The organism is Curtobacterium sp. WHRI 8282 (assembly GCF_040223925.2).
In the GTDB taxonomy this organism is placed as follows: domain Bacteria; phylum Actinomycetota; class Actinomycetes; order Actinomycetales; family Microbacteriaceae; genus Curtobacterium; species Curtobacterium flaccumfaciens.
On the sequence record NZ_JBEHCD020000002.1, the window covers coordinates 865,038 to 879,833 of the forward strand.

The 14,796-nt window shown below is 73.4% G+C and carries 14 protein-coding genes; 9 read left to right on the forward strand and 5 right to left on the reverse strand.

Annotation, left to right across the window (positions count from 1 at the left end):
• The first annotated feature begins 66 nt into the window (after nucleotides 1-66).
• The 6 genes from ABRP24_RS10310 to ABRP24_RS10335 are packed head-to-tail and all read left to right on the forward strand — an operon-like array spanning nucleotide 67 to nucleotide 6,123.
• Entirely contained in the window at nucleotides 67-1,077 is a 1,011-nt protein-coding gene (locus ABRP24_RS10310; RefSeq protein WP_181440071.1) for an alpha/beta fold hydrolase, read from the forward strand.
• Nucleotides 1,074-2,618: an ABC transporter substrate-binding protein gene (locus ABRP24_RS10315; protein ID WP_349848725.1), complete on the forward strand. Its 1,545-nt coding sequence runs from the start codon at nucleotides 1,074-1,076 to the stop codon at nucleotides 2,616-2,618. Before ABRP24_RS10310 ends, ABRP24_RS10315 begins: the two co-directional genes overlap by 4 nt.
• Nucleotides 2,619-2,664: 46 nt before the next feature.
• Nucleotides 2,665-3,618 carry an ABC transporter permease gene (locus ABRP24_RS10320; RefSeq protein ID WP_214522794.1) on the forward strand — a complete coding sequence of 318 codons (954 nt, stop codon included), beginning with the start codon at nucleotides 2,665-2,667 and terminating at the stop codon, nucleotides 3,616-3,618.
• Entirely contained in the window at nucleotides 3,615-4,532 is a 918-nt protein-coding gene (locus ABRP24_RS10325) for an ABC transporter permease (protein ID WP_214522793.1), read from the forward strand. Before ABRP24_RS10320 ends, ABRP24_RS10325 begins: the two co-directional genes overlap by 4 nt.
• Nucleotides 4,529-5,341 carry an ABC transporter ATP-binding protein gene (locus ABRP24_RS10330; protein WP_349848728.1) on the forward strand — a complete coding sequence of 271 codons (813 nt, stop codon included), beginning with the start codon at nucleotides 4,529-4,531 and terminating at the stop codon, nucleotides 5,339-5,341. Before ABRP24_RS10325 ends, ABRP24_RS10330 begins: the two co-directional genes overlap by 4 nt.
• Entirely contained in the window at nucleotides 5,338-6,123 is a 786-nt protein-coding gene (locus tag ABRP24_RS10335; RefSeq protein ID WP_301601111.1) for an ABC transporter ATP-binding protein, read from the forward strand. Before ABRP24_RS10330 ends, ABRP24_RS10335 begins: the two co-directional genes overlap by 4 nt.
• Nucleotides 6,124-6,348: 225 nt before the next feature.
• Here the strand turns inward: ABRP24_RS10335 and ABRP24_RS10340 are convergent, their stop codons facing one another.
• The gene (locus ABRP24_RS10340) at nucleotides 6,349-7,794 is read right to left on the reverse strand and encodes an amidase (protein WP_349848730.1); all 1,446 of its coding nucleotides are present in this window, start codon (nucleotides 7,792-7,794) and stop codon (nucleotides 6,349-6,351) included.
• A 40-nt stretch (nucleotides 7,795-7,834) separates the two neighbouring features.
• On the opposite strand from ABRP24_RS10340, the gene ABRP24_RS10345 reads away from it, so the two are divergent.
• Nucleotides 7,835-8,134 carry a hypothetical protein gene (locus ABRP24_RS10345; protein ID WP_027465808.1) on the forward strand — a complete coding sequence of 100 codons (300 nt, stop codon included), beginning with the start codon at nucleotides 7,835-7,837 and terminating at the stop codon, nucleotides 8,132-8,134.
• 36 nt (nucleotides 8,135-8,170) lie between these two features.
• On the opposite strand, the gene ABRP24_RS10350 is transcribed toward ABRP24_RS10345, so the two are convergent.
• Complete coding sequence (locus tag ABRP24_RS10350) at nucleotides 8,171-8,587, reverse strand: HIT domain-containing protein (RefSeq protein ID WP_349848732.1); 417 nt, start codon at nucleotides 8,585-8,587, stop codon at nucleotides 8,171-8,173.
• A gap of 52 nt (nucleotides 8,588-8,639) precedes the next feature.
• Here ABRP24_RS10350 and ABRP24_RS10355 point away from each other — a divergent pair, with 52 nt between their 5' ends.
• Together ABRP24_RS10355 and ABRP24_RS10360 are read left to right on the forward strand one after the other, a co-directional pair.
• Nucleotides 8,640-10,313 (forward strand): ABC-F family ATP-binding cassette domain-containing protein, encoded by a 1,674-nt coding sequence (locus ABRP24_RS10355; protein ID WP_349848734.1) that lies wholly within the window; start codon nucleotides 8,640-8,642, stop codon nucleotides 10,311-10,313.
• A gap of 24 nt (nucleotides 10,314-10,337) precedes the next feature.
• Nucleotides 10,338-11,249: a L,D-transpeptidase gene (locus ABRP24_RS10360; protein ID WP_349848736.1), complete on the forward strand. Its 912-nt coding sequence runs from the start codon at nucleotides 10,338-10,340 to the stop codon at nucleotides 11,247-11,249.
• Between the two features lie 7 nt (nucleotides 11,250-11,256).
• Here ABRP24_RS10360 and ABRP24_RS10365 read toward each other — a convergent pair whose 3' ends face one another.
• Genes ABRP24_RS10365 through ABRP24_RS10375 form a run of 3 tightly spaced genes read right to left on the reverse strand, consistent with a single transcriptional unit; the run spans nucleotide 11,257 to nucleotide 14,721 of the window.
• Complete coding sequence (locus ABRP24_RS10365) at nucleotides 11,257-12,576, reverse strand: cytochrome P450 (protein WP_371836750.1); 1,320 nt, start codon at nucleotides 12,574-12,576, stop codon at nucleotides 11,257-11,259.
• 19 nt (nucleotides 12,577-12,595) lie between these two features.
• Nucleotides 12,596-13,168 (reverse strand): gluconokinase, encoded by a 573-nt coding sequence (locus tag ABRP24_RS10370; RefSeq protein ID WP_138803627.1) that lies wholly within the window; start codon nucleotides 13,166-13,168, stop codon nucleotides 12,596-12,598.
• A complete protein-coding gene (locus ABRP24_RS10375; RefSeq protein ID WP_349848740.1) occupies nucleotides 13,165-14,721 on the reverse strand; it encodes an SLC13 family permease in 1,557 nt (518 codons plus the stop codon). The genes ABRP24_RS10370 and ABRP24_RS10375 overlap by 4 nt, the downstream gene beginning before the upstream one ends.
• Between the last annotated feature and the right edge of the window lie 75 nt (nucleotides 14,722-14,796).

Sequence of the window (14,796 nt, forward strand, 5' to 3'; positions counted from 1 at the left end):
GGAATCGAGTATGGCATGCCTTACCTAACGTCTCCAGGCCCCCGGAACGGTGCGAGGATCGTCCCCGTGTCCGAAGCCCCTGACGACGAATTCGCCGACCTGCCCGCCCTCGCCAGCGCGAGCGGCGTGCACGCGCCGCTCCGCGCCTCCAGGCAGGTGGTCCGCACCGCGGACGGGCAGGAGATCTCCGCCATCCGGTGGGGCGACGACGGCCAGGAGGCCCGGATCACCTACCTGCACGGGCTCGGCATCGACGCCCACAGCTTCGACACCACGGCACTCGCCGTGGGCGAGCCGGCGGTCGCCCTCGACCTGCCCGGCCACGGCCGGTCGTCGTGGCGGGAGGACGCGGACTACGCGGCGACAGCGACGGCGCCGAGCGTGCTCGCCGCGCTCGACGCGCTCGCGGTGCCGCCGGGCATCGTCGTCGGCCACTCGCTCGGCGCCATCCTGTCCGCCCGACTCGCGGCCACCGCGCCGGAGCGGGTGACCGGGCTCGTGCTCGTCGACATGTCGCCGGACTTCGCACAGCGTGCGGTGGACCGGATCGCCCGCGCGCTCGAGGCCGAGGAGCCGTTCGAGTCGCTCGAGCAGGTCGTCGACCGGGCGATCGAGGCGCGGGTCGGCGACGACCGGCAGGTGCTGCTGCGCGAGGCCCGGCACACCACGGCCCTCGGTGCGGACGGGCGGCTCGTGCGCCGTCACCACTTCCCGCACCTGCCCGCCGGGCGGACGTCGTCGGTGGGGCGCTTCGCCGATGCGTGGCCGGACCTCGAGGCACTGCGCGTTCCGATCCTGCTCGTCCGGGGTGACCGCGGGTACGTCTCCCCGAAGCTGCACGCCGGGTTCGCCGAACGCCTGCCGGACGCCGAGATCGTGACGGTCACCTCGCGGCACGCGGTGCAGAACCAGGCGCCCCTCGAACTGGCTTCGGCGATCCGGGCATGGGCCGAGCGGCACGGATTGTTGCACCCGATCGAAGAACCGTCGCCGGACGGCGCCAGCCGCCGGTACCCTCGTGCGAGCGCGAGGCCCGATCCCAGCCCTCGTGCCCGGAAGGAACCCACCACCCCATGAGTCCGCTCCTGCCCCGTCGCACCGCGCGCACCTCGCGCATCGGGCGCGCTGCCCTCGCCGCCACCGCGGTCGCCGTCGTCTCCGCCCTGGCGCTGGCCGGCTGCTCCGGCTCGTCCGACACCACCGGGGGCAAGGACGCCACGGTGCGCGTCGGGCTGGTGCTCGAGCCGACGAGTCTCGACATCCGCACCCAGTCCGGGGCGGCGCTCGACCAGGTGCTCATCGACAACGTGTACCAGGGGCTCGTCGGCCGGACCGCCGACGGCGAGATCCGTGACGTGCTGGCCTCGTCGCACGATGTCTCGGACGACGGCCTGACCTACACGTTCACGCTGCGGGACGGCACGACGTTCCAGGACGGCAAGCCGGTCACCGCGGCCGACGTCGTGTGGTCGCTCGAGCAGGTCAAGTCGAACGACTCGTACGTCGACTCCGCCAAGCTCGCGGGCGTCACGTCGATCACCTCGCCGTCGGACGACTCCGTCGTGCTGAAACTCGCGAAGCCGGACTCCGACCTGCTCTGGAACCTGACCGGCCGCTCCGGTCTGGTGCTCGAGAAGGCCGCGGACAACGACCTGTCCGACAGCGCGAACGGCACCGGTCCGTTCGAGGTGGCCGACTGGAAGCAGGGCGACTCGCTCACCTTCGACCGCAACGAGGACTACTGGGGCACGAAGGCGAAGGTCGCGAAGATCGTCTTCCGGTACATCACGGACCCGTCGACCGCCGTCAACGCGATGGCGAACGGTGACCTCGACGTCCTGAACCCGGTCGACGGCACGCTCAAGAGCCAGCTGCAGGGCAACGCCGACATCGCACTGCACAGCGGCAAGACGACCGACAAGTACACGCTGGCGTTCAACAACCGCAAGGAACCGTTCACGGACGAGCGCGTGCGCCGGGCCATCCGGCAGGCGATCGACGCGAAGGCGCTCATCAAGGCGATCGGCGGCACCGGCGTGGAGCAGGGCGGCCCGATCCCGGAGCTCGACCCCGGCTACGAGGACCTCACCGACATCGACGCGTACGACCCCGCGAACGCGAAGAAGCTGCTGGCCGCCGCCGGCCAGCAGGACCTGAAGCTGACGCTCACCTACGCGAACATCTACCCGACCACGATCGGCGACGTGCTGAAGTCGCAGCTCGCCGACGTCGGGATCACCCTGACGGTCAAGCGTGTCGACTTCGCCACCTGGCTGTCCTCGGTGTTCCAGGCACCGAAGTCCGGCGAGCGGGACTTCGACCTGTCGATGGTCGACCACGTCGAGGCCCGTGACTTCGGCAACTGGGCGAACCCGGACTACTACTTCGGGTACGACAACGCGAAGGTGCAGGCGCTCTACGCCCAGTCGATCGCGGCGACCGACGAGGCCACGAAGACCGAGGCACTCCGCAAGGCTGCACGCATCGTCAGCGAGGACGCGGCCGGCGAGTGGCTCTACACGGCGACCGAGATCACCGCGGTGCGCTCCGGCGTGACGGGCTTCCCGGTCGACGGCGGGAACTCCCGCCTCGACCTGGCGAAGCTCGCGGTCCAGTGAACCGGAGCGGCCGCGGCGGGGTGTCCGTCCCCGTAGCATCGGTGTCGTGACCCGGTTCCTCATCGGGCGGGTGCTCCTGCTCGTCGTCGGCCTGCTCGTGGCGAGCGTCATCATCTTCGCCACGCTCCGCGTGCTGCCCGGTGACGTCGCCCAGGTCGTCGCCGGCACGCAGTCGACCCCCGCGCAGGTGGAACAGCTCCGGCAGCAGCTCGGGCTCGACCGGCCCGTCGTGGTGCAGTACCTCGACTGGATCGGTGGGGTGTTCCGCGGTGACCTCGGCCGCTCCCTGGTGACGAACGGTGCCGTCGCGCCGGAGATCGGGCAGAAGCTCGCGATCACCCTGCCGCTCGCCGCGATGTCACTGGCGACCGCACTGGTGATCGGCGTCCCGCTCGGGGTGATCGCCGCGGTGCTCCGTCGCCGCCCGGGCGGTGCGGTCATCGGGTTCGCGGCGCAGGCGGTCGCCGCCGTGCCCGTCGTGTGGGCCGGCATGCTCCTCGTCGCCCTGTTCGCGGTGACGCTGCACTGGCTGCCGACGCAGGGCTTCCCGCTCGACGGCTGGTCGGAACCCGGGCGGGCGTTCGCGTCGCTCGTGCTGCCCGCGCTGACGATCGGTGCGGTCGAGGGCGCCGTGATCCTCCGGTTCACCCGGTCCGCCACGCTCTCCGTCCTCGACGCCGACCACCTGCGCACCGCCGCCGCCGTCGGACTCACCCGCACGCAGGCGCTGCTCCGCCACGGTCTGCCGAGCGTCGCCCTCACGGTGCTCGCCGTGCTCGGGGTCCAGATCGCCGGGCTGCTCGTCGGTGCCGTCGTCGTCGAGCAGCTGTTCTCCCTGCCCGGGGTGGGCCGGATGCTCGTGACCGACGTCGGCCGCCGCGACATCACGAAGGTGCAGTCGGAACTGCTCGTGCTCACCGGACTCGTGCTGCTCGTCGGGTTCGCCGTCGACGTCGTGCACCGCACCCTCGACCCCCGACAGCGCGAGGTGCAGGGATGATCCGCCGTCTGGTGTCCCGACCGACCGGGGTCTTCGCCGTCGTCGTGCTCGGCCTGCTGCTCGTGCTCGCCGCCGTGTCGCTCGTGTGGACACCGCAGAACCCGTTCCGCGCCGACCCGTTCCATCAGTGGGAGGGGCCGAGCGCCGCGCACTGGTTCGGAACCGACGCCGCCGGCCGCGACATCGCGAGCTACCTGCTCGCCGGCACCCGCACCACCGTGCTCGTCGCCGTCGGCTCCGGGGTGATCGCGAGCGTCGTCGGCATCGTCCTCACCGCGATCGGTTCGCTCACCGCCCGCTGGGTGCGCGAGGGCACCGCGGTCCTGCTCGACATCCTGGTGGCGTTCCCGACCCTGCTCACCGCGATGCTCCTGACCGCGGTGTTCGGCGGGTCGCTCGGCGTGGTGATCGTCAGCGTCGGGCTGTCCTTCGGCGTGACGATCGCCCGCGTGGCCCGCGGTGAGATCCGGCGGATCGCCCGCAGCGACTACGTGACCGCAGCGCGGGCGTCCGGCGTCGGCGGTGCCGGGGTGCTCTTCCGCCACCTGGTGCCGAACGCGGCGCCGCTGTTCACCGTGCAGCTGTCGCTCGCGATGGCCACGGCCGTGCTCGCCGAGGCCGGGCTGTCCTACCTGGGCTACGGCGCCGGGTCGGACACCGCGTCGTGGGGCAGCCTGCTGTCCGACCTGCAGACCTACATCGGGGTCCACCCCTGGAGTGCGACCTGGCCGGGAGCCGCCATCGCCCTCGTCGTCGCGGCACTGTCGTTGCTCGGCGACGCGGTGCGTGACGCCTCGGACCCGCGGCTGACGACGAGCGACCGCACGACGACGAGCGACCGCACGACGGCCGACGTCACCGCGAGCGACCGGAGCGCCGACCCGGCGACGACCACGCCGGGGGTGACCGCATGACCGACCACGCAGCCGGCCCCGCCCACGCCACCGCAGCCTCCGGGCTCGAGGTGCGCGGGTTGTCGGTCCGCATCACGGGGCGGACGATCCTCGACGACGTCAGCTTCACCGTGCCTCCCGGCCAGCGCGTCGGCGTGATCGGCGCGAGCGGATCCGGCAAGTCGATGACCTCGCTCGCCCTGATGGGCCTGGCGCCCACCGGTGCCGTCGTGACCGGCAGCGTCCGCCTCGACGGCACCGAACTCGTCGGCCTGCCCGACCGCGAGCGCGCGCGGCACCGCGGCACGGGCATCGCGATGGTGTTCCAGGAGCCGGGGACGGCGCTCGACCCGCTGCGCCGGGTCGGCGCGCAGATCGCGGAGCCGCTCCGGCTGCACCGCGGGCTCGACCGGCGTGCGGCCCGCGCGGCGGCCGTCGACCTGGCGGCGTCCGTGGGCCTGCCCGACCCGGAGTCGCTGCTGCGGCAGTACCCGCACCAGCTGTCCGGCGGGCAGCGGCAGCGGATCTGCATCGCGATGGCGATGGCGGGCGAGCCGTCGTACCTGGTGGCCGACGAACCGACCACGGCGCTCGACGTCACCACCGAGGCCCGCATCCTCGACCTCTTCGAGCACCTGCCGGCGGGCATGGTGTTCGTCACCCACGACCTCGCCGTGCTCGCGCGCATCGCCGACACCGCCGTGGTGCTCGACGCCGGCCGAGTGGTCGAGCAGGGCCGCGTCGCGGACCTGCTCGCCGCACCGCAGCACCCCGCCACCGCCGCGCTCGTCGACGCCGCACGTGCCACCGCCAGGAGGGCCGCCCCGTGACCCTCCCCGTCCTCGAGGCCACCGGTCTCCACCGCACCTACCGACTCCCCCGCCGCGGCCCGTTCGAGCCCGGTCCGGTCCGCACCGCCGTCGACGGTGTCGACCTGACGGTCGCCCCCGGCGCACGGCTCGGCATCGTCGGCGAATCGGGATCCGGCAAGTCCACGCTGGTCCGGCTGCTCGCCGGCCTGGAGGCCCCTTCCGCAGGCACCGTCGCCGCCTCCGGCCGTCCGGTGGTCGCGTCCCGGTCCGCGCGTGCGTTGCGCTGGTTCCGTCGCGAGACCGGGGTGGTGTTCCAGGACCCGTACGCGTCCCTCGACCCGCGGATGCGCGTCGGCGCGATCGTCGCCGAGCCGCTGCGGGCCCTGCGGGTCCCGGGCTCGCACGACGACCTGGTCCGTGCCGTGCTGGAGCGCGTCGACCTGCCCGCCGACACGGTCGACCGGTACCCGCACGAGTTCTCCGGCGGGCAGCGGCAGCGGATCGCGATCGCCCGGGCCGTGGTGCACTCGCCGCGGATCCTGTTCGGCGACGAGCCGATGAGCGCCCTCGACGTGGTCGTCCGCGCTCGGGTGATCGAGCTGTTCCGGTCGCTCGCCGACGACCTCGGGCTCACGCTCGTGCTGGTGTCGCACGACATCGGCGTCGTGCAGCGGCTGTGCGACACGGTCGCGGTGATGTCCGACGGCCGGATCGTCGAGCACGGGCCGGTGTCGCTCCTCGACGCGCCGAAGCACCCGGTGACGCGGGCGTTGGTGGCGGCGGCGCCGACGCTGCCGTAGGCGGGCTGCGCGGGGGTCGCGCGGGGACGGGTGCGGCGCCGGCTGCAGACGTGGAACGACACCGTCGACGTCGTACGACACCGACATCGTCGCCCGCCCGCGCGTGCAACCGTTGCGGACGCGCTGGTGCGACAGGGTCGCTGTCGTACGACGACGACTTCGTCGCACCGGCTCGACGCACCCGACGCACCTCGACGCACCTGACGCACGAGCACGCCGCGTGCGTCAGGCGGTCCAGGCAGCCGGGTGCCGCCGCTGCCAGCGCAACCGGCGCTCGAGCTGCGCGCCGATCGCGAGCAGGACGCGCTCGCCTCCGGGGCGTCCGATCAGCTGCACGCCCATCGGCAGCCCGCCACCGTCGGGGTGGTCATCGTCGGTCACGCCGACCGGCAGGGTGATCGCGGGGAGCCCGGACACGTTCGCCATCGACGTCCACGGTGAGTACGCGCACTGCCGGCGGAAGTCCTCGTCCGGGTCGTCGCCGTACCAGCCGAGGGGCCGCGGCGTCATCGCGAGGGTCGGCGTGAGCACCGCGTCGAACCGGTCGAACGCGCCGATGAGCGTCGTCGAGAAGGTGTCGAGCGTCGTCATCGCGTCGAGGACCTGCGTGCCGGACAGTGCCCGTCCGCGTGCCACGAGCCACGCCACGAGCGGGGTCAGCGACGACAGGTCGATGCCGGGCACCTGCGGCATGCGGGCGGCCGAGCTCTCCCACGCCACCCGGAACGCGTCCGCGTACGGCACGCGGGGCATCCGGACGTCCTCGACGCCGTGCCCGACCTCGCCGAGCACCCGCACGGCGGTCTCCACGGCGGCCCGGGCCGCGGGGTCGACGACCACGTCGACGGTGTCGTCCCACGGCGAATCGTCGAGCACCCCGACGACGAACCGGCCCTCGCCGCGGACGGCGGCCGCGGTGAACGGCCCCTCGCCGACGTCGGGGGTGACGAGCGCGTAGGGCGACGGCTCGGGCAGCCCGGTCGGCGCGACCAGCGCGTCGAGGAGCATGCCCGCATCGGCGACGGACCGGGTGAGCGGCCCGGCGACGGACAGACCGCCGACGCCGGAGCGGCCGGGCATCGACGGCACGCGGCCGCGGCTCGGCTTCAGCCCGACGAGTCCGGTCGCCGCGGCGGGGATCCGCACCGATCCGCCGCCGTCCGACCCGACCGCGGCCGGCACGAGTCCGGCGGCGACGGCGACGGCCGCACCGCTCGACGACCCGCCCGGAGCGCGCGTGGTGTCGTAGGGGTTCCGCGTCACGCCGAGCCGGGTCTCGGACGACGAGGACATGCCGAACTCCGGTGACGCGGTCTTGCCGAGGCTGACGGTGCCGGCCGCGTCGAGCGCGGCGACGAGCGGGTGGTCGGCCGACGCGGGACGCTCCGGCAGGCTCGCGGTGCCGTTCCGCGTGGGGACCCCGGCGCGGTCGTACAGGTCCTTGTCGGCGGACGGGAGGCCCCACAACGGTCTCGACGTCGGCACCAGGTGGCCGAGGCGATCGGCTCGGGCCCGGGCAGCGTCCGCGGTGACCGTCACGAAGGCGCCGAGTCCGGCGTCCAGGCGTTCCACGCGGGACAGGTAGTGCTCGGTGACCTCGAGGGCGGTCGCCTCGCCCCGGCGGATCCAGTCCCAGAGTTCCTGTGCGGAGAGGTGGTGGAGTTCGAACACGGCTCCGAGCCTAGGCGGCGGTGGCCCGTATCCTTCGACGGTGGACACCACTCTCCCCTCCGGCACGACGAAGCGCCGGATCGAACTCCGGCTCGTCCGGCCCCTGTTCGCCTGGTTCGCCCGGCCGACCGTCACCGTCGACGGGGTGGGGCACCCGGCCCAGTGGGGCACCGGCACGTGGGCGGTGCCGGACGACGGCGACACGGTGATCGGCGTGTACCTGTTCAACCGAGCGTGGCGGTTCGGGGCGGCCTCGGTGTCGGTCGGCGGCGCGACGGCGCTGGACTACCGGGGCGGGCTGCTGCCGGTGGGTGCGGGTCGGTTGACGCCGCGCGGCTGAGGGTCGCGCCGGGCCGGGCAGGGTCTGCTCGGGCGACTACTCGAACATCTCGGCGAGGAGCGCGTGCGGGTCACCGTCGACCACGTGCGCCGATCGTCGCTCCGGCCAGTGCGTCGTGGCGTCGTCCGGCCAGCACGGCACGACGTGGAGGTGCAGGTGCGGCACGCTCTGGCCGGCGTCTGCACCCGATGCCTGCAGCACGACGGTCCCGGTCGCGCCGAGGGCTCCCTTCATCGCACGGGCGACGCGCTGCGCCAGGGCCGTGGTGGCGGCGAGTGCCGTGGGTGCTGCACTGAGCAGGTCGGCGGTGTGCTCGACCGGCACGACCAGGGTGTGGCCGGGAGCCAGCGCCGAGTCGGGCAGGGGTGCGAAGGCGACGGCGTGCTCCTCGCGTTCGACCCACGTCGCGGGTTCGTCACCGGCGATCACGGCACAGAAGACGCAGGAGTCCATCGGCCCAGTCTGCTGCACGTGGGGTGCCCGCTTCGCGTGGGACGATGGGCGCATGACCGCCACGCTCGTCGCCAAGGGCCTGTCCGGCGGGTACGCCGCTCGCACGCTGTTCGACTCCCTCGACCTGACGGTGGCGCCGGGCGACGTGATCGGGGTCGTCGGCGTGAACGGTGCCGGCAAGTCCACGCTGCTCCGGCTGCTGGCCGGGGTCGACGAGCCGCTGGCGGGCACGGTGTCCCTGGCGCCGACGGATGCGTTCGTGGGGTGGCTCCCCCAGGAGCACGAGCGCATCGCTGGTGAGACCGTCGCGGCGTACCTCGGGCGGCGGACCGGCTGCACCGAGGCGACGGCGACGATGGACGCAGCGGCGGCGGCGCTCGGCGACCCCGATGCCGGCGACGCCGCGGCCGACCGGTACTCGGCGGCGCTCGACCGCTGGCTCGCCGCGGGGGCCGCGGACCTGGAGGACCGGATCCCGGCGGTGCTCGCCGACCTCGGCCTCGAACCCGGCACCGGCGACTCCGGTGCGGACGGCGTCGGCCCGGACTCCCTGATGACCGCGCTGTCCGGCGGGCAGGTCGCCCGCGTCGGGCTCGCCGCGCTGCTGCTCTCGCGGTTCGACATCGTCCTGCTCGACGAGCCGACCAACGACCTCGACCTGGACGGCCTCGACCGGCTCGAGGCGTTCGTGCGCGGGCTGCGCGGCGGGGTGGTGCTCGTCAGCCACGACCGTGAGTTCCTGGCGCGCTCGGTGACCTCGGTGCTCGAGCTCGACCTGGCGCAGTCGTCGAACCGGCTGTTCGGCGGCGGGTACGACTCGTTCCTCGAGGAGCGCGAGATCGCCCGGCAGCACAAGCGTGACGCGTACGACGAGTTCGCGTCGACGAAGGCCGACCTGGTCTCGCGGGCACGGACGCAGCGCGAGTGGTCGAGCCAGGGTGTCCGGAACGCCATGAAGAAGAGCCCGGACAACGACAAGATCCGCCGCCGTGCCGCGTCGGAGTCGAGCGAGAAGCAGGCGCAGAAGGTCCGGCAGATGGAGTCCCGCATCGCCCGGCTCGACGAGGTCGAGGAGCCGCGCAAGGAGTGGCAGCTCGAGTTCACGATCGGCAGTGCACCCCGGTCGTCGGCCGTCGTCGCGACGCTGTCGGACGCCACGTTCACCCAGGGCGACTTCACCCTCGGCCCGGTCTCGCTGCAGGTCGACGGCGGCGACCGGATCGGCATCACCGGTCCGAACGGCGCCGGCAAGTCGACCCTGCTGCGGGCGCTGCTCGGCAAGCAGGCACCGACGACGGGCACGGCCTCGCTCGGCTCGAGCGTGGCGGTCGGCGAGGTCGACCAGGCGCGTGCGGCGTTCACCGGCGACCAGCCCCTGGCAGCGGCGTTCGAGGCGATCGTGCCCGAGTACACCACCGCCGACGTCCGGACGCTGCTCGCGAAGTTCGGGCTGAAGGCCGACCACGTCGGCCGACCGGCCTCGGCGCTCTCCCCGGGCGAGCGCACCCGGGCCGGGCTCGCACTGCTGCAGGCCCGCGGGGTGAACGTGCTCGTGCTCGACGAGCCGACCAACCACCTCGACCTGACCGCGATCGAGCAGCTCGAGCAGGCGCTGGGGTCCTACGACGGGACCTTGCTGCTCGTCACACACGACCGGCGCATGCTGGAGACCGTCCGACTCGACCGGCAGTGGCGGGTCGAGGGCGGCACCGTCACCGAACGCTGACGGATCGACCGAGGGGGACGCAACATGCGACGCAGCACCTGGATCGCGACGACCGCGGGGGTGGTGGTGCTCGCCGTCGCCGCCGTCGTGGTGGGGGTGACCGTCGGGTCGCCGGCACCGGAGCCGACCCGGGCGGCGCGGGCGACGACGACTCCGACCCCGAGCGCCACGCCGACCCCGACGCTCGCGGCCGTCCCCGCTGCACCATCCGACGCGACCCTGGCCGCGCTGCCGTTGGCGTTCCACGACGCCGTCGTGCCGCAGTTGCTCGACGGCGGGGACGTGGAGCCCGAGGACACCTGGCAGATCGCGACCCCGCGCACGCCGCTCGTCGCCCTGTACGCGAGCCCGTCCGGCGGCGCCCGACCGGTGGCGACCCTGTCCCACCTGGTGTCGACGATCAACCGGCCCGCGGCGACCGCGGTGTGGGGTCGCTCCCCCGGCCGGGACGGCGGGATGCTCCTGGTGTCGACGCCGTCCCGCAACCGCACCCCCGGTGACGGCGGCGACCCGGACGCGCCGAGCGCGACGTTCGCCTGGGCCCGGGCGGCCGACTTCACCGTGACGGGGACCGACCGGATGATCCGGGTCGACGTCGCCGCCAGCACGGTGTCCGTCGTCACCAGGTCGGGCAAGGTCACCGCGACCGAGGCCGCCCGGCTCGGGACGCCGGAGGACCCCACACCGGCCGACACCGCCACCTACGTCGAGGCGGCGTACGTCGACACCCGCGTCGCGTACACGCAGGGCAACCCGATCATCCTGACCGGGGCGCACTCGTCCCGGATCCCGTCGTACGGCGGCAACGCTGCGCTGACCGCGTTGCACTACTACCCGGACCCGACCGGCAGCTCGCACGGCTGCGTCCGGATCTCGGCGGAGATGACCCGCACCCTGGCAGCGCTGCCCGTCGGCACCCCGATCCGGTTCGACTGAGACCGGGTCAGTGGAAGGGGCAGCGGCCCCGGACCTCGCCACCCGAGGCCGGCTTCGTCGGCAGCCGGCGGCGGTCCACCTGCAGCCCGTCGTCGAGGATCATCAGCCGCGGGTCGCTCAGCACCGAGACCGCGGCCGCGAGCGCGGCGACGGCGACCTTCTCGCCGGGGCACCGGTGTCCCGTGGCGACGTCGGCGCCACCGTGCGGGACGAACGTCGTGATCGCCTCGGAGTCCTCCACGCCGAGGAACCGCGACGGGTCGAAGTCGCTCGCACGGTCCCACGAGCGCTCGTCGGTGTCGGTCCCGGTGATGTCGAGCACCACGCGCCCGCCGGCGGGCAGGTGCTGGCCGTCCAGCTCGACGTCCGTGGTGGCCCAGGCAGGCAGCATCGGCACGAACGGCGCCGTCCGGCGGATCTCCTGCGCGAAGGCGACGGCGAGCGGGCCGTCGACGCGCGGACCATCGACGCGCGGCCCGTCGACGCGCGGCCCGTCAGCGGTGTCGGCCGCCGCGCTCTCGGCGGCGATCCGTGCCCGCCAGTCCGGCCGGTCGTGCAGCTCCTTCGCCGCGAACGCCACGAACCGGGCCACCGCGATGGCCGGCCGGATGCTGTTCTGCAGTTCGATGCCGGCCAGCCGCGCCGGCAGCAGCGCCCCGGAAGGGTCCCGGTGCCACGCCCACTCGTGCAGTGCGGTGTGCGGCTCGGGGGTCAGCCGGCCACCGCGCACGGCCTCGACCAGCCGCCGGGCATGCCGGTCCGACCAGTGCCGGTTCAGGACGGCCTGCAGGTACTCCGGTGAGTACGGCACCCCGAAGCCGTCGACGACCTGGGCGAGCCGTGCCGCCCACCGGGTCTTCGCCGCCGGCGTCCCCGGTAGTCCGGCCCACCGCATGACCGCGCGGCCGATCGCGCCGACGGCCGCGTCGTACGCCGACCGGGTGCCGCCGGCGAGCCACGCGTCGCGTTCGGTCGCCCACTCGTGGGTCAGCAGGGGCGCGAGCCGCCGGACCTGCTCGTCCTCGTACGCGACGTCGACGAAGGTCGTCTTGCGGTGGTGGTGCTCCGCCCCGTCGAGGCTGTGCACCGACCCGACGCCGAACAGCGTCCGCTGCACGATGGCCGGCATCGCGCCGTGGCGTGCCGTGCGGTCGCCGTCGTAGAACAGCGCGACCCCCTCGGCACCACGCACGAGCAGCGCCGGACGTCCGAGCAGTCGGAAGCCCACGGCCCGCGCCCCCGGCCGGGTCCGGCGCCACAGGTGGGCACCGAACCCGTAGCCACGGGTCAGGAGCGAGAGCGAGTCGTCGAGCGCCATGCAGCCCATGCTGCCGAGCGCCGCCCGATCAGGCTCTCGGGATCCGGACCAGTCCGAGCCGCGCCACGACCTCGGCGCTCTCCTCTTCGGGGGTGCGGTCGGCGGCGATCGTCAGGTGGGCCTCGTCGGGCTGCGGCGGCTCGAGCGTGGCGAGCTGCGACTGCAGCAGCGACGTCGGCATGAAGTGCCCGGAACGCTGCGACATCCGCTCCTCGATGAGCGCGCCGTCACCGGCCACGTGCACGAACACCACCCCGGGGGCCCGCAGCACGTCGCGGTACGAGCGCTTCAGGGCCGAGCAGGTCACGACGCCGTTCGTGCCGGCGTCCAGGTGTCCGCGGATCCAGCCGGCGACGACGTCGAGCCACGGCCAGCGGTCCTCGTCGGTGAGCGGGGTGCCGGCGTGCATCTTGTCGACGTTCGCCGGCGGGTGCATGGCGTCGCCCTCGGCGAACTCCCACCCGACCTGCTCCGCCACCATGGCGGCGACGGTCGACTTGCCGGACCCGGAGACCCCCATCACCACCAGGACACGTGCGTCCAGCCCGGTGTCGGCCGCCCCGGCAGCTGCGGCCGGACCGAGGTCTGCTGCGCCGCTCATCGGATGAACACCCCGGCCAGCAGGACCCCGAGCAGACCGAACACCGAGATGAGGCACTCGAGCACCGTCCACGTCTTGAACGTCTGCCCCACCGTGGTGCCGAGGTACCCCTTCACCAGCCAGAACCCGGCGTCGTTCACGTGCGACAGGAACACGGAGCCTGCACCGATCGCGAGCACGAGCAGCGACGTCATCGGCGTCGACAGGTCGGCGGCGATCGGCGCCATGATGCCGGCGGCGGTCACGGTGGCGACCGTGGCCGACCCGGTCGCCACGCGGACTAGTGCCGAGACGACCCAGGCGACGAGCAGCACCGAGACACCGGAGTCCTTGACGGCGTCGGCGATCACGCCGCCGATCCCGGTGTCGATGAGCACCTGCTTGAAGCCACCGCCGGCACCGACGATGAGCAGCACGCCGGCGATCGGGGGCAGGGCGCTCTCGAGCGACTTCGACACCGCCGAGCGGTCCATGCCACCGCCGATCGCGAAGAAGACCATCGCGTAGACGGCCGCGATGCCGATGGCGATCATCGGCGAACCGAGGAAGTCGAGCAGGCTCACCCACGAGCCGGCGGCGTCGGGGGCGGTGGCCTCACGGATCGCCTGGGCGAGCATGAGCACGACCGGCAGCAGGATGCCGATCAGGGCGACGGTGAACGACGGGCTGCGCGGCTCGCTGATGACGCGCGTGAAGTCGCTCTTGCCGTTGGGCAGGGACGCGGTGTCCTGCGTGGCGGGGCCGCGCCGGGCCTCCCGTCCGGGGTGTGCCGGGCCGTCGGCGAAGGAGGCGGACCCGGAACCCGACCCCGAACCCGGGCCGGCGGTGGCGACCGCCCCACGCGATCCGAACATGTCGGGGACGGGGATGTCGACCCAGCGGGCCGCGAACCGGGCGAAGAGCGGGCCGGCCAGGATGATCACCGGGATCGCCAGCACGATGCCGAAGGCGAGCGTGGTGCCGAGGTTCGCACCGACGGTGGAGATCGCGACGAGCGGCCCGGGGTGCGGCGGGACGAACGCGTGCATCGTCGACAGGCCGACCAGGGCGGGGACGGCGATCTTCATGATCGGCACCTCGCTCCGCTTGGCGACCAGCACGATGATCGGGATGAGCAGGACGAGCCCGACCTCGAAGAACATCGGCAGCCCGATGAGCGCCCCGATCAGGGCCATCGTCCACGGCAGCGCCGCCTTCGACGACTTCCGCACCAGGGTGTCCACCACGCGGTCCGCTGCGCCGGAGTCGACGAGCATCTTGCCGAACATCGCCCCGAGCCCGACCAGGATGCCGACACTCGTCATGGTCGCGCCGAAGCCGTCACCGAAGCTCGTGACCGCCTTGTCCGGCGCCAGGCCCGCGCCGATCCCGACGCCGAGCGCGCCGATCGTGAGCGCGATGAACGGGTGCACCTTGAGCCAGGTGATGAGCGCGATGATCACCACGATGCCGACGAGCGCCGCGATGATCAGCTGCGGGATCGAACCGGACGGGTCGACTGTCTCGGTGGTGCCACCCGCGGCGAGCAGGTGGTCCGGGAGAGCGTGAGGCATCAGCGCCCCTTCCTGGAGTCGCTGCTGCGCGGCTCCGTCGCCTTCGTGTCGAGGGTGGACTGGCGCGACGAACGC

Excerpts from the sequence above, each read along its gene's own strand:
- ABRP24_RS10315 (WP_349848725.1), top strand. The coding sequence starts at position 1,074 with ATGAGTCCGCTCCTGCCCCGTCGCACCGCGCGCACCTCGCGCATCGGG.
- ABRP24_RS10365 (WP_371836750.1), bottom strand. The coding sequence starts at position 12,576 with ATGGGCTGCATGGCGCTCGACGACTCGCTCTCGCTCCTGACCCGTGGC.
- ABRP24_RS10325 (WP_214522793.1), top strand. The coding sequence starts at position 3,615 with ATGATCCGCCGTCTGGTGTCCCGACCGACCGGGGTCTTCGCCGTCGTC.
- ABRP24_RS10360 (WP_349848736.1), top strand. The coding sequence starts at position 10,338 with ATGCGACGCAGCACCTGGATCGCGACGACCGCGGGGGTGGTGGTGCTC.
- ABRP24_RS10375 (WP_349848740.1), bottom strand. The coding sequence starts at position 14,721 with ATGCCTCACGCTCTCCCGGACCACCTGCTCGCCGCGGGTGGCACCACC.
- ABRP24_RS10355 (WP_349848734.1), top strand. The coding sequence starts at position 8,640 with ATGACCGCCACGCTCGTCGCCAAGGGCCTGTCCGGCGGGTACGCCGCT.
- ABRP24_RS10370 (WP_138803627.1), bottom strand. The coding sequence starts at position 13,168 with ATGAGCGGCGCAGCAGACCTCGGTCCGGCCGCAGCTGCCGGGGCGGCC.
- ABRP24_RS10350 (WP_349848732.1), bottom strand. The coding sequence starts at position 8,587 with ATGGACTCCTGCGTCTTCTGTGCCGTGATCGCCGGTGACGAACCCGCG.
- ABRP24_RS10330 (WP_349848728.1), top strand. The coding sequence starts at position 4,529 with ATGACCGACCACGCAGCCGGCCCCGCCCACGCCACCGCAGCCTCCGGG.